This window comes from Solitalea longa, from assembly GCF_002920915.1.
Classification (GTDB): Bacteria; Bacteroidota; Bacteroidia; order Sphingobacteriales; family Sphingobacteriaceae; genus Solitalea; species Solitalea longa.
This window is the reverse complement of the sequence record NZ_PQVF01000003.1, coordinates 299,390-314,128: the sequence shown is the minus strand read 5'-3', so window position 1 is coordinate 314,128 and position 14,739 is coordinate 299,390. Positions and strand designations below refer to the sequence as shown.

At 37.6% G+C, this 14,739-nt stretch carries 9 protein-coding genes and 1 tRNA gene; 1 reads left to right on the top strand and 9 read right to left on the bottom strand.

Annotated elements, in window-relative coordinates:
* Positions 1-34 precede the first annotated feature (34 nt).
* The 8 genes from C3K47_RS05565 to C3K47_RS05530 form a co-directional block, all read right to left on the bottom strand.
* Complete coding sequence (locus C3K47_RS05565; protein ID WP_103788123.1) at positions 35-2,011, bottom strand: OmpA family protein; 1,977 nt, start codon at positions 2,009-2,011, stop codon at positions 35-37.
* A 186-nt stretch (positions 2,012-2,197) separates the two neighbouring features.
* Positions 2,198-4,216: a PorP/SprF family type IX secretion system membrane protein gene (locus C3K47_RS05560; RefSeq protein ID WP_103788122.1), complete on the bottom strand. Its 2,019-nt coding sequence runs from the start codon at positions 4,214-4,216 to the stop codon at positions 2,198-2,200.
* Between the two features lie 15 nt (positions 4,217-4,231).
* Complete coding sequence (locus tag C3K47_RS05555; protein WP_165784640.1) at positions 4,232-6,808, bottom strand: T9SS type B sorting domain-containing protein; 2,577 nt, start codon at positions 6,806-6,808, stop codon at positions 4,232-4,234.
* 383 nt (positions 6,809-7,191) lie between these two features.
* The gene (gene clpX, locus C3K47_RS05550) at positions 7,192-8,433 is read right to left on the bottom strand and encodes an ATP-dependent Clp protease ATP-binding subunit ClpX (protein ID WP_103788120.1); all 1,242 of its coding nucleotides are present in this window, start codon (positions 8,431-8,433) and stop codon (positions 7,192-7,194) included.
* A 96-nt stretch (positions 8,434-8,529) separates the two neighbouring features.
* On the bottom strand, positions 8,530-9,237 hold the full coding sequence (clpP, locus tag C3K47_RS05545; RefSeq protein WP_103788119.1) for an ATP-dependent Clp endopeptidase proteolytic subunit ClpP: 708 nt from the start codon (positions 9,235-9,237) through the stop codon (positions 8,530-8,532).
* A 284-nt stretch (positions 9,238-9,521) separates the two neighbouring features.
* The gene (gene tig / locus C3K47_RS05540; RefSeq protein WP_103788118.1) at positions 9,522-10,868 is read right to left on the bottom strand and encodes a trigger factor; all 1,347 of its coding nucleotides are present in this window, start codon (positions 10,866-10,868) and stop codon (positions 9,522-9,524) included.
* A 281-nt stretch (positions 10,869-11,149) separates the two neighbouring features.
* Positions 11,150-11,231 (bottom strand) — tRNA-Leu (locus C3K47_RS05535).
* A 60-nt stretch (positions 11,232-11,291) separates the two neighbouring features.
* A complete protein-coding gene (locus C3K47_RS05530) occupies positions 11,292-12,095 on the bottom strand; it encodes an ABC transporter substrate-binding protein (RefSeq protein WP_103788117.1) in 804 nt (267 codons plus the stop codon).
* A gap of 70 nt (positions 12,096-12,165) precedes the next feature.
* On the opposite strand from C3K47_RS05530, the gene C3K47_RS05525 reads away from it, so the two are divergent.
* Positions 12,166-13,524 carry a DUF2029 domain-containing protein gene (locus C3K47_RS05525; protein WP_103788116.1) on the top strand — a complete coding sequence of 453 codons (1,359 nt, stop codon included), beginning with the start codon at positions 12,166-12,168 and terminating at the stop codon, positions 13,522-13,524.
* Between the two features lie 66 nt (positions 13,525-13,590).
* Here the strand turns inward: C3K47_RS05525 and C3K47_RS05520 are convergent, their stop codons facing one another.
* Positions 13,591-14,712 (bottom strand): TlpA disulfide reductase family protein, encoded by a 1,122-nt coding sequence (locus C3K47_RS05520; RefSeq protein WP_103788115.1) that lies wholly within the window; start codon positions 14,710-14,712, stop codon positions 13,591-13,593.
* Positions 14,713-14,739: the final 27 nt, after the last annotated feature.

Here is a 14,739-nt window from a genome sequence, read left to right as displayed (position 1 = left end):
TCTTTTTTTATTATCTAAATTGATTAATTACTCTCTATTTGCTGGCCGACATATCAGTTTTTAAACGAGTTACTTTAAACTCTGTACGGCGATTTAAAGCATGCTCAGCTTCAGAACAATCTGAAGTGTTATCACACATTACTAGTGGTTTAGTTTTTCCATAACCTTTTGCGATAATGCGCGCTGCAGGAACACCTTTAGCCACTACGTAATCAACAACTGTTTGAGCACGTTTTTGTGATAAAGCAAGGTTTGCTGTTGCATCACCTCTTGAATCGGTATGTGAACCTAACTCAATAATGATCTCAGGATTTTCTTTCATCACACCTACAAGATTATCCAAATCAGCTTGAGACTCTGCTGTAATAGTTGACTTATTGAAATCGTAGTAAATGTTGTTCAAACGAATTGCACGATCCAATACAATAGGATCGAATTTCAAGTCTGATTGCAACATGTCCGGACGAAGTTTGTCTCCAGTATTGAAGATTTGTTTTGAAGCAAAATAGTTATTTTTCTTCATGATGATCTCGTACTGACGATTAGGTTTCAAAGGAACTTCGTAATCACCTTTTTCGTTCGACTTATACGTATTAGAAACTTTGCTAGCCTGGTCAATTACAGTAATGGTAACATTTGTAATTGGTAAACCTGTTTCGTTGTTGATCGTACGACCTTTGTAATAGTATTCTTTCTGGAACTGAGGCATTACACAGGTAAACTGGTAAATGTCATCCGCACCTTTTGAATCGAAACGGTCAGATGAGAAGAAACCTTCTAATTTGATCTTATCAGCATTTTCCGGAACGCCAGAGATTTTAGTTACAATTAAACTGAAATCATCCTGTGGCGAGTTAATTGGATAATCTAAGCGGATAATATTTTTCCACTCCTCTTTTTCGCGGGTTGCACGATAAATATCCAAACCACCCATACCAATACGACCATTTGATGAGAAGAACATTACGTTATCGTTCATCAAAGTAGGGAAACGCTCATCACCTTTACTGTTAAGGTGTGGTCCAGCATTTTTAAATGGTCCCCACTCACCGTCAGCTCCCATATCGCAATAATAAATATCAGTACCACCGTAACCACCTTGCATATCAGATACAAAGTATAAACGAGTACCGTCATTTGTTACTGCCGGATCACCAACAGAGTATTTAAGGATTGAGTTATGTTTAAAAGCTCTGGCTTCTTTCCATGCTTCCGACATAAAGATCTCTAAACGTAAAACTGGTTTTGTACCGGTTTCAGGGGTATTTACAAAGCGGGTACGAGTAAAGAATACTGTGTTTTGACGCTCGTTAAATGCAGCACCTGCAGTATGGTATTCACCATTAAAGAAGTCGGAGAATAACGTTGGAGTTCCCCAAGAGTTTTTCTCCGGATCACTTTCAACATAAAAAATCTTCAGGAAGGGACGACCAGTCCAACCGTATAGCTTTTTAGAGTTTTTGTCAATGGTTTTTTGCTCCCAAGGACGGTCAGAACTGAATACGAAACCATTACGATATTTAACCAAACCCCAATCAGAGTAAGGAGTACTTAAAATATCTAATGATTTAACAGTTGCCTGTGTTTGAGGGTTATTCATTTGGTACAATGCACTGTCACAAGAAGCTTGTAAAAACTGTGACTCGTACAATTTACCACTTGAGTAACGACCAAATAAGTAGAATGATTGCTTAGCATCGGTATACTTACCGTTTCTCACTAACGCCTCACCATAGGTAAGGTAGTTATCCGGATTTTTGTTATCCGCTGCTATCAATTTTGCTGCCCATGCTTCCCAATCTTTGTAGCGATTCATGCGCTTGTTACACTCAACAATTTTTTGGAGGATTGGTACTGTTTTGGTTTGTTCAAAAGCTTTTTTGTAAAGCTCTAAAGCTGTAGAATAGCTTAATTGTTCAAACTCTTGATCAGCCTTCTCCACCTGTGCGTAGGTTACCTCTGCGCTGCAGATAAAACCTACTAATGTTAACATTCCTAAAAAACGTTTCATATGACCCTAAGTTTATTTAATTGCCAAAATATGTATATAATTCTTTTTTACAAATCTTTTGATTAGATAAAAATTATATAATATAACTATAAGGAATTCAAAAATGTTGGCTGTCAAGATTTTAATAAAAGTTATCCCCTTTTTTTTGTTAATAACATGTTAATAAAAATCTTGACCTGCTAACACCTAGAAATACCTTGGTGAGGCCATTGCCCCTTTCATTCGTTTTAATTTCTTAATTCGTTTTTCTTCTTCTTTTTCAGCTTTACGTCTTTCCTCACGTTCGAATGGAGTTTCATTCGCCTTCATTTGCTCTTCTTTCTCTTTCGCCAGGCGTTCTTTCTCTTTTTCGGCATCACGTTCACGTTGCTCTGCTAGTTTTCTTTCTTTTTCAGCCTCACGAACTTTACGTTCCGTTTCACGTTTTTCATCAGCTTCACGTTTCTTCTGTTCAGCTATTGCACGCTCTTCCTGTTTAACTCTATCTTTTTCTTCCTGTTCACGTTTTTTCTGCACTTCCGCCTCTGACATGGCTTTAGCTTTAGCTTCATCCTTCGCTTTTTGCTCTTCAGCAGCCTTTTGTTCTTCAGCCTGTTTAGCTTCAGCTTCACGTTTTTTCTTCGCTTCAGTTTCTGCCTGTGCCTTAGCTTTCGCTTCATCATTTGCTTTCTGAGTTTCGGCAGCCTTCTGTTCTTCAGCTTGCTTAGCTTCCGTTTCGCGTTTTTTCTTCGCTTCAGTTTCTGCTTGTGCCTTAGCTTTCGCTTCATCATTTGCTTTCTGAGTTTCAGCAGCCTTCTGTTCTTCCGCTTGCTTAGCTTCCGCTTCACGTTTTTTCTTCGCTTCGGCTTCGGCTTGTGCTTTAGCTTTCGCTTCATCTTTCGCTTTTTGAGCTTCAGCAGCTTTCATCTCTTCAGCTTGTTTAGCTTCTGCCTCACGTTTCCTCTTCGCCTCTGCTTCGGCCTGTGCTTTAGCAGCTTTTTGCTCTTCGGCCTGTTTCGCTTCCGCCTCGCGTTTTTGTTTCTCCTCGGCCTCTGCTTTAATTTTGGCTTCTTTCGCTGCTTTTTCCTGCAAGCTATTATCAACAGCTTTAGGCTCTTCTTTTTTAGGTTCTGGCTTCGGTTTTTCCGGTGCCGGAGCTTTAGGTTGTTCTTTTACCGGTTCTTTCGGTTTTTCTTTTTGTTTTGCTTCCCGTTCAGCCTTATCCGCACGTTCGGTAATCCCTCTTACATTACCCGCACTAGGCGATCTTGGAGGGAAAAGATCCTCAACATCTAAACTGTAGCTCAAAGAAATTTCGTGTGAACTGGCATTAAGGTCTTTTACCGCACTCAATGACATATCATAGGCATATCCTAATCTGAACTTCTCGCTAAGGAATAGCTCAGTCATTAAAACAGCAGCATTAGTATTATATACAGGTTGATTAGGTAGTTTATTGATGAATCTGAAACTATTACGGAAAGATCCTCCTACCCAAACTTTGTCATACAATAAGAAAAAGGTATTGATATCGATGGTTGAATATCCCTTAACATCTTGCTTGATTAAAAATGATGGCTTCATCACCACATAATCACTCAGCGGTAAGGCAGCACCTGCAGTTAAATATACCTGCGTCGATTTTTTAGGTGCCAATGTACTTGCATCGGGTTCGTACTTAAGATAAGGTGATAATAAATTGTTTGCCGAAAGCCCTGCATAAAACCGATCCGAATTAAAAAACAATCCGAATTTGATTTCTGGATGGATGGTACTTGAATTATTGTCAGAATACAATGGATCACTCGGGTCATCCACAATACTGTTGGATCCTTTAAAGGCATAACGATAAAAGCCAACGCCTAAGCCAAAAGCTAATCGCGATTCTTCATCATCGAGCTGTAATCTGTAAGAATAAATACCATAAGCCGATAGCTCGTCAGAATATCCTATTTTGTCACTTGCTACCTGAAAACCTAAACCCATTGCATTATCATACATGGGCGCATCCACCGAAAGTGTCATGGTTCGGGGAGATCCCTGAAAACCCGTCCACTGCGTACGGTAAAAGGTATTAATGTTCAGGTTTTGCTTATAGCCCGCATACGCCGGATTGATATATAATCCATTGAACATATACTGGCTGAATTGCGCATCCTGCTGTGCCATAGCTGGCAGAGCAAATAGCAAACATAAGGAAAACAGCAGTTGTATTTTTTTAATCATTTTACCTCTTTTATCTTAACCACTGATTCTGCTTCTCATTAATGTCATAAATCCCTTATACACCTTCAACTTATTTCCAACGGTAATTTTTAATACATAGAAATAAGTGCCTTCCGGCAGCCCTTCTCCACTCCAATCGTTTTGATATCCTTTGATCGTAAAAACGCGGTTACCCCAACGGTCCATAATCGTTAACTCATTGGCCGGGAAACTTGCAATGTTCGGAACTTTGAATACATCATTTTTACCATCCCCATTCGGTGTAATCATATTTGGAACCGATGCTTCATCAATTCCGAATGTTACTTCTTTAATAATTGCTTTGGATAAGTTATTAGACAGATCAATATCCACCACTGAAGCTTGTATATATGCGGTATTTTTGATATTTCGATTTTTTAACGGAGTAGCGTTGATCCTTAATTTCATTTCCTTTTGATCGGGCAATTCATCAATTTCCCAGGTAATTATTTTTTTAACCGGATCATAATCAATTATACCATCATCAGATTTAGCTGAAATATAAACAAGGTCATCACTTAAAGTATCGGTAACCAACACATTGCTGGCATCCTGAGGACCATTGTTAGTGATCTTAATATTAAACTGAACAGCTCCTTCCACATCATCACTAATACCTCCAGTTTTTTCAATAACCAAATCAGCAGTAGTAATAATAGCTACGAGGTATTTTTCACTGGTAATCGTACAGGCTCCTGAAGTAACCGTTCTGCGGTAATAAACCGGAGCAGTTTGCGATGGAGGCTGATAGTTTATTTGATTATTAACTCCCGTTGCGGCAACCCAGTTATTTTGGCCTCCCTCACTCTTCTCCCAGAAATATTTATAAGTTCCATCACCTCCGCTTGGCTGTGAACCAGCTATAACGCTTGGCACCCCTCCCGATTGAATAGATTGTGCTGGACTTATTATTTCATTATTATCAAGTGCTATGGGAGTTACAATAAAAGGAACCACATTACTGGTGTCTCTTAATGAACCGGCAATGGCAATACGACGGAAATAAGTCTTTTGGGTTAAGTTCGATGGATCATAATTTATTGATACCGCATCAGTAATATTACCCCAGGTACTATTATTAAAGCTTTGCTGCCATTGATATGAGATCACGTTATTTGCGGTTGTACCTGTAATAACACTTGGGTCAACGGATGCCAAACCACAAAACACTGTAGTTGGCGGAGCAGTAATTTTATTGTTTGAGATAGGTAATGATGGAAGGACCGTTACCTTTATCGAATTACTTATTGTTGATGGACATACCCCTGAACCTATTTTTCGGCGGAAGTAAGTTGTTTTTGTTAATGGTTGAGGCTGATAGTTTTTACCAGATACGGTTCCTATTGCTGGCGACCAGCTAGAATTATCATCACTTTGCTCCCATTGGTAATCATAAACCCGTCCTGTTGGCAATGGATCACTGCCGGCAATCAATTCAGGAGTTACTCCGGCCTTAACATCCGAAATTGCATAAATCGTATTGTTTGTTATACCGTCAGGGTTTACTATAATAAATACAGTATTACTATAATCAGTTTTGGTATCTGCAATTACTTTACGTCTAAACCTAACCGTTTGAGTTAGGGAAGGCGGGTCATAATTTTGAGTCTTCGCTCCCGGAATATCACTATAAGTAGCACCACCATCAACGCTTCGCTCCCATTGATAAGTAAGCGTAGCTCCAATTGTAACTGTTGCCGCTGCACCAGTGATCGGCTGAGGGTCAAAACTTGCAATACCACATTTTTCATTATCTAATGGTTGGATAATGGTATTGTTTGAAATTTGAACCTGAACAATTGAAATCTTAACGGTATTGCTTCTGAGTTCAGTACAAAGTCCCATTTTGACCGTTCGGCGAAAATAAGTGGTTACAGTTATAGCCTGAGGCTGGTAATCTTTTGCGTCAAAAGTTCCCGATACTACTTGCCAGTTTTCACCATCAGTAGATTGCTCCCACAAATATTCGTAGCTCATTCCATCACCTCCATTTGGAGTTGAACCTGCCAGCAGTTTTGGGGTGGCTCCTGAAACAAGATCCTGATCTTTTGTGATAGTGTTATTACCTACAGTTACAGGCGCAATTACAAAACGAATAATATTACTGATATCCTGATCAGATCCATTTAGTGCAATACGACGATACCAGGTGGTTTTTACTAAAGTTGGCGGATTATAATCGCGGGTGGCTATACCAATATCGGCCCAGGTAGCTCCTAAATCAATACTCTTTTGCCATTTATAAGTTGTTCCGGTAGGTAATGCGTCAGTACCCACAATTGCTGAAGGATCAAAAAATGTGGCAGGACAATTACCAGGATTAGTAGGCTGAATTATAAAGTTATTGGAGATCGCAGCAAACCCAAAAGTAGTTTGATCTAAAAACGAAAAATATAACTGATGGTTAATATCGGTTTTGTTCTTCACTGATAGAAGTGAAGGAAATGCAGCTGCCTGTTGGCCTAAAACAATAGTCAACAATAAACTCACTAATGCGGCTAGCCGGACTGTGATACAGCTTTTGAATTTCATTGGGTTGGGCTTGGGTTTTGGCATGTATACGAGTTCCATAAGCAAAAGTTGGTTAATGATGTATTTGCAATGGATAACTTTCAAAAAAAATGACAAAAAAGTCATTTTTTGAGCATTTAGAGCGGCAAAAAATAGATTGATTAACGTTTTAAATTTGCTTAATAAAAATGAAAATTTACCTGCAAATATAATAATAAGTAAATATATTAAATATCGATTAAATTTTATCATTTTAATTTTTATGACATAAAATTATTATCATAAATTATAACATAAAGTTATCAACAATTAACAAAAACTTAACCATTAAAAATAATTTTTAACTAATTCGTCTTAGGCAGATATTGGGGCAACTTTTCACAAATAAAAAAAGAGATTATTTCTAATCTCTTTTTTTATTTGTCTGTATCATTTTTTTTAGATCAGGCCGCTTTCAACTTCTTCATATTGGCTGATTTTTCAAACTTCTCTCTGGCATAGTCCAGGCTGATCACAAGTTCTTTTACATCATTAACTGAAGGCAATTCAAACATATGATCAATCATAATGGCTTCGCAGATAGAACGCAAACCACGGGCACCCAGCTTAAATTCCATTGCTTTATCCACAATATACTCTAACACATCATTTTCAAAAGAAAGCTTAATGCCTTCGTAAGAGAACAATTTGACATATTGTTTGATCAGTGAATTTTTAGGCTCAATTAAAATTGAAAGTAATGTATCACGATCTAAAGGATTCAAATAAGTAAGAACAGGTACCCGACCAATCAATTCTGGAATCAGGCCAAAGCTTTTTAAATCTTTTGGAGTTATGTATTGAAGCATATTGCTCTTATCTACTTTCTCCGTATTTTTTCTTGCTCCATAGCCAATTGCCTGTGTTTGTAAACGATTGGCGATTTTTTTATCAATACCATCAAATGCACCACCACATATGAACAAAATATTGCCGGTGTTAACAGCAATCATTTTTTGATCAGGATGTTTACGTCCACCCTGAGGCGGAACATTTACAACAGTACCTTCTAAGATTTTCAACAAAGCCTGCTGAACACCTTCACCGGAAACATCGCGAGTGATCGAAGGGTTATCACTTTTACGGGCAATTTTATCCACTTCATCGATATAAACGATGCCACGCTCGGCTGCGGCTACATCATAATCAGCAGCTTGGAGTAAACGCGTTAAAATACTTTCAACATCTTCCCCAACGTATCCGGCTTCCGTTAAAACAGTAGCATCACAAATACAAAAAGGCACATGCAAAGTTTTAGCAATGGTTTTGGCTAAAAGCGTTTTACCTGTACCTGTTTCACCAACCATAAGAATATTCGATTTTTCAATCTCTACCTCATCCTTATCAATCTTTTGATTCAACCTTTTATAATGGTTGTAAACAGCCACAGCAAGCACACGCTTAGCATCATCTTGTCCAATTACATATTGATCGAGATGCTTTTTGATTTCCACAGGTTTAACCAGGTTCAATTCAAGTTGTGCCTTTTTAGCCTTGTTCTGAACAGTCTCCTCATTCAATATCTGGTAACCTTGCTCAAGGCAGCGATCACAAATATGTCCGTCGATACCAGCGATCATTAAAGCAACATCTTGTTTAGAAGATCCGCAAAATGAACACCTTACATCTTTTTGATTCTTACTCATTATCTAACTTTAGATTTTAGAAGTACAATTTCAGAATAGTACAGATGAGTATAACTCATTTACTTGTACTTTGTACTTCTAAAATCGCACTTAAAATTATTTAGTCTCTCTGTTTGAGGTCAATACTTCGTCGATCATACCAAAGGCTTTCGCTTCATCGGCAATCATCCAGTAATCGCGGTCAGAGCATTCCCATACTTTTTCATACGGTTGATTACTATGACGTGCGATGATCTCATATAATTCCTTCTTCAATTTACCAATTTCACGAGCGGTGATTTCAATGTCTGAAGCTTGTCCTTCGGCACCACCCATTGGCTGGTGAATCATCACTCTTGAATGTGCCAAACCTGCACGTTTACCTGCAGCACCTGCGCACAATAATACAGCACCCATAGAGGCTGCCATTCCTGTACAAATAGTTGCTACATCAGGCTCTACAAACTGCATGGTATCATAAATACCTAAACCCGCGTAAACTGAGCCTCCCGGACTATTCAAATATAGTTGAATATCTCGTTTAGCGTCTACTGATTGAAGGAACAACAACTGAGCCTGTACGATGTTTGCTGTAACATCATAGATTGGATCACCTAAAAAAATGATACGATCCATCATTAAACGAGAAAACACATCCATTGAAGCAACATTCATAGGGCGTTCCTCGATAATATACGGAGTAATATTGGTTGGCAATTTTCTGCTCTCAACACGAGAGATAAAACCGTCAACTGCAAGGCTATTAATACGGTGATGTTTTACAGCGTATTTACGAAATTCGTTTCTGTCGATTCTGTCTTTCATGTATTTTAAATTAGATTTTTACTGTTTCAATATTTTCTGAACCTAAACAATTGAGCATCAGTACTCAATAGTTAACTTTTGTTTATTTGCTTATAAAACTAATATAATCAAATATCATACATAAAAAACCTTGTACCGGATTAGCTGATTTTAAAAATGTTCAGCAAGGCATCAAAATCATCTAATTATCTTTTAATCAACAAATTGCCACTAAAAAAGAAATCTGTCATGTGCATGACAGATTTCCAATATTTATGACAATATGACGTCAAAATTCATTTGAATTACTTCAACTCAAGGAATGACTTATAATCGATTACTTTTTCCTCGGTTGCAACAGTGCTTTTTAAGAACTCAAATACTTTGTTGCTACGAACCTCATTATACATTTGAGTAGCACGTTCACGATCTTGCAGGAAGTTGCTAGCATACTGGTTCAACTGAGTATCATCAATTGGGGTTGGACTGTACATTGCAAACTGAGCAGAAATGCGCTCTTTAGCTAATGCAACCACCTCTTCAGGTTTGATCTCAAGATTGTTCGATTGAACAAGTTTGTTTTCGATCAAAGTCCATTTAAGGTTCTTCTCAAATGAATCAAAATCTTTTTCCAATTCTTCATCGCTTAATTGCTCATTGGTAGCTTTTAACCAACGTTTTAAGAAATCTGAAGGAAGTTCGAATTTGATGTTAGCTAATGCGTACTCGTAAATATCATTTGAGAATTTACGATCAGCGTTCATTTCCATTTGTTTCTCAATCTCCTCAATAACATAAGCATTGAATGCTTCTGCAGTTGTTACGCTGCCATCAGGGAATACTTTTGCAAAGAATTCTTCGTTCAATTCAGCAGCTTCTAAACGGTTAACGTTTTTAACTGTAAACTGGAAGTTTCCTTTTAATGCTTCAGCTTCTTCTTCGCTGATATTTAAGAGATTGTGAATCTGATGAGCATTGTTTTTATAAGCTTTCTGAATATCGAAAGAAACAACATCATCTTTTTTCAAGCCAACCAATGATTTTTTGATTTTAGCATCTTCTACTAATTCAATACGTAATGAAGTAGTATGAGCAATTCCGCCTTCAAGTACTGAACCATCTTCAGCTAATTGAGCGAAATCACCGTATAAGCTATCTCCTTCTTCTGAAACCTCTGGGTTAGTCATTTTACCGTAAGCACGTTGTAAGCTTTCGGTACGACTTTTAATGGTTTCTGCGTCAGCAGTGATTTTGTATTTTTTGAACTTATCTTTTGAAGAGAATTCAGCTTTGAATTCAGGTGCTAAACCTAATTCATAACTAAATTCAAATGAATCTTCAAAATCCCAGTTGTAGTTTTTATCCTTGTCAACTTTAGGCAATGGTTGACCCAAAACCTCTAATTTATTGTCGGCAATATAATTGTTCAACGAATCCGAAAGCAGGTTGTTGATCTCATCAACCAGAATGCTTTTACCGTAAAGCTTCTTAATATGAGCTGCAGGCACCATACCCGGACGAAAACCTGGCATACGTACTTTTTTACCTTGCTCTTTAATTGCTTTTTCTACTTTAGCTTTATAGTCTTCAGGCTTAATGTTGATAGTTACTACTGAGCTTAAGTCGTTGATTTTTTCTTGGGTGATATTCATCTTAAAAAAGAATTATTTTTTGATCTACCAGATGAGTATTCATTAATACTCGTTTGTTTTTAAATTAAAAATCCTCCACATATACGGAGGATAGTATTCTGTGCGGAAGAAGGAAAACTGCTTCTTTACCTTCTCTCGCATCCGTCCGCATTTTGGAGGCGCAAAGCTAGTTTTTTTCTTTATTTTTTCCTAACTAATTTAAAAATAGCGACACTATTAAAATAGTCATAAACAAAAAGAGCAGTCTCGGAATTAACCTGAACTGCTCTTTTATTTTCCTGTGCGGAAGAAGGGACTCGAACCCCCACGCCTCGCGGCGCCAGATCCTAAGTCTGGTGCGGCTACCAATTACGCCACTTCCGCATTCCCCGTTGTTGTGTTTCGGGACTGCAAAAGTAGAAATCTTATTTTAATTTACAACACCTAACTAAAGATTTTTTTAAAATATTTTGAAGCATGCAGTAAACGGCTCCCATACCAGCTGAACATTTCCCCATCAACAATTAAAACATGGGTGTTGGGCATCTCAAGGCCTATTTCTGTAACATGCTTATCTTTAAATGGATACGGCTCCGATGACAGAAAGACGAACTGGGGAGCTGCACTTTTAAGGTCTTCCAACTTTATTTCAGCATACCGATCCAAGAACTGAAAACAATTTTTCATTCCCAATAGATTTATCATGTGATCAATGAACGTATTGCTGGCTGCCACCATATAAGGATCTTTCCAAATAAAATAAGCTATCGTTGGTGAACGCTCCTTTATCCTTTTAATTTCTTCCGATTGAAACAGCTCATCAAAAGATCCTCGAATATTTTCGGCAAGAGTTTTAGATTCCTTTTCCTTATCAACCAAAGCGCCAACTTGTACTATCATTTCACAGGCCTCGTCAAAGGTTGAGATGTCACTCATCCAAACCGGGAACTCCTTCATTAACATTTCAATTTGTTCCCGCTGATTTTCTTCCTTATTCCCAATGATCAGGTCTGGCTTTAAGGCTCTGATCTCTTCAATATTTAGTTTCTTTGTCCCTCCTACTTTTGGGGTATTTTTAAACCATTCTTCGGGATGAATACAAAACTTGGTGATACCCACAACTTTATTCCCAAGATCCAATTCAAATAAAAGCTCTGTTTGAGATGGAACCAATGAAACAATGCGTTGAGGCGGAAAATTAACTTCAATGGTTCTACCCATTTGATCGGTAAACTGTTTTTTCGCCATTGGCTTATTTTGATAACACTAATTTCGATTAGTACTGTAAAGAAACAAAGTATCTTTTAATTTTGCAGTGATGAAGAAAGTTATACCTTTCGCCATTAATCTGGCGCTCTTAATTACACTTGTATTTTTATCTTATTTCACCCAAAAGACCGAAAGCGCACAACTGCTGCTACTTTTCTTCTTTTCATTTGCTGCTTATATAGCCATCCTGAAGTTTTATAACGATGAAAAGTTCTATCGGTTAAACTTTTGGAGCAGCATTATACTTCGGTTGGCAGTTTTATTCGCCTTGCCATTTTTAACACAAGATTTCTATCGGTTTGTTTGGGATGGCCAATTATTACGCCTTGGTTTCGACCCTTTTGCCCACCGTCCCGAAAGTTATATGGTTGCGGGAGTACAAATTGAGGGCATTGACGCTTCCTTATATCAAAAACTTGCTTCCCAACAGCTTTATTCAATTTACCCCCCGTTCTGCCAGTCAATTTTTGGTATTGCCTGCAAAATATTCCCAACTGATATATACAAAGCAGTATTGGTGATGAAAGGCTTTGTATTCTTGTTTGAACTGGGTACAATTTGGATGTTGAGTTTACTTTTAAAACGATTCAATCTGCCCAAAAACAGAATTTTTATTTACGCATTAAACCCTTTATGCATTATTGAATTCTGTGGCAACTTACATTTCGATGCCGGAATGATATTCTTTACCCTGCTGGTAATTTATCTGTTAGTTATAAACCGAACATTGCTGGCCAGTGTATTTATGGCGATGGCATTTTGCATAAAATTATTGCCGGCCATTTTCATTCCGCTACTATTAAAACCATTTGGCTTTAGAAAAACTTTTGATATTGCTTTTTTAGGACTTGTAGTAGCAGCTATTTTTTCACTGCCCTTTGTTTACAAAGTTGAACAGATCATTCACATTTTCGAAAGCCTTGAGTTTTTCTACAATCAGTTAGAATTTAACGCAAGTTTCTACTACCTGATCAAGTACTTCATTTTTAAATTTGCTGGCATTCATCATTTGCTTTTAGTACAAAAAGCAATCATTGGGATGTTCCTGCTTGTATTACTGTACTTAACATTTTTCACATCGAAACAAGTCATTAAGCTTCCGGTAAGAATGATGTGGGCATTATTTGCATTTCTATTACTTTCTCCGGCCGTTTTTCCATGGTACACAATAGCTTTACTTGCATTAGGCCTGTTTTCAAATTATCGTTTTCCGGTTATTTGGACAATGTTAGTTCCGCTTAGTTATCTTAACTACCAAACCGTACTTTCTTCCGAAAACACATGGATCATTGTATTGGAATATGTTTTAGTATTAGGCTTTGTAGTATTTGAATTAATTAGCAAACGTAACCTGATCGACGGCAATATCTCATCAATTGAGAAAACAGTCGAATTGACAACAAGATAAATAAAAAAGAAACCCGTCGAACCAATGGCCCGACGGGTAAGATTTTAAGATCAATATTTATATTGATTACAGTGAACCTAACAGTTCTTCAAGTTTTTTGGCCAATTCTTCACCTCTAAGATTTTTGCCAACGATTTTACCGTTAGCATCTAGTAAAAATGTAGCCGGAACAGCCTGTACTCCGTACATAGCTGCATATTCCGATTGCCAGTACTTCAAATCCGAAACATGATTCCAAGTCAAATGATCAGCAGCAATTGCTTGTTTCCATTTTTCACCATCGCGATCTAAAGAAACACTAAGAATGTTAAAGCCTTTAGCATGGTATTTTTCATACATCTTAACCACATTAGGGTTTTCGGCACGACAAGGACCACACCATGAAGCCCAGAAGTCAAGCAATGTATATTTACCTTTACTCAACACATCTTTTAAAGCCAAATCAGTTCCTTCGGGAGTTTTAGCGGTAAACATAGCGCCTTGCTGCCCAACAGCTGTTTTGCTTAACACATCAATACGCTTTTTCATCAGCTGACCCGCAGCCGACTCTTTAACGGCAGCAGAAAACTTATCGTAAATTTTACTGTAAGCAAGCAGGTTATCATCTCCTATTGTTTGAAATAACAAGAAAGGAGTAACAAATGATTGAGTGTGGCTTGCTGCAAAAGCATCGCTAGCTTTGTTTTTCTCCGTATCAATGGCCTCGAACTTCGTATTGATCTCTTCCATTTTCGCTTTGTCACCGGCTTTACGAGCTTCTACATAATCACTGTTCAATGTATTTAGCTGAGCAAAGTAAGGCGCCATTTGCTGATTATATGCATTAAAGTCATCTTGCGTTTTAGAACCACTCACTTTAACTTCTTTGATCTTCGCAACATCGCCTTCAATGGTAATATTGGTATTTTCCATAAATACCTGACTATTGCCTTTTACCCCTTGAACAGAAAATAAACAAAACTCTCCGTTTACTACTTTGCCTTTCATTGTAAATGCTCCGGCAGTAGCTACCGCAGAAGCGGTGGTATCCATTTTACGGTTTTCAAGAGTTACTTTAACCAAGTAAACTTTTTTACCATCTTCTAAACCGGTTAGTTTACCATTGATGGTAAATCCTCCGGATTGAGCAAATGCCCCAACACTGCCCATGAACAGTGAAGCCACTGTTAATACTTGAAATTTCTTCATTTAGTTTATTGATTAGATTAAATTATT